A 331-nucleotide genomic window follows, 5' to 3' on the forward strand; every position below is an offset into this window, starting at 1 on the left:
GGGAGGATTCGAACCTCCGACCGCTCGGTTCGTAGCCGAGTACTCTATCCAGCTGAGCTACGGATGCATCGGGAAACTTATTTACTGCCAATATTGATACCGTTACAAAAGCCGTATCAAGTAAGAGATGGTGCATCCGGGAGGATTACTCGGCTGCGCCTCGCCCTACGGGCCGTTACTGAAGCAACGTTATCCTCCCTGGTGCTTGCGATAGCTTCGCAGACCATGAAACAACAGCGTAGCTGTTATACCGGGGAAGATGGTGCATCCGGGAGGATTCGAACCTCCGACCGCTCGGTTCGTAGCCGAGTACTCTATCCAGCTGAGCTAC

1 tRNA gene is annotated in these 331 nt (G+C 54.1%); it reads right to left on the reverse strand.

Going from position 1 to position 331, the window contains the following annotated elements:
* A tRNA-Arg gene (locus tag OGW17_RS00005) sits at positions 1-59 on the reverse strand.
* Positions 60-331: the final 272 nt, after the last annotated feature.

It is taken from the genome of Citrobacter sp. CK181, assembly GCF_030333595.1.
Taxonomy (GTDB): domain Bacteria; phylum Pseudomonadota; class Gammaproteobacteria; order Enterobacterales; family Enterobacteriaceae; genus Citrobacter_B; species Citrobacter_B koseri.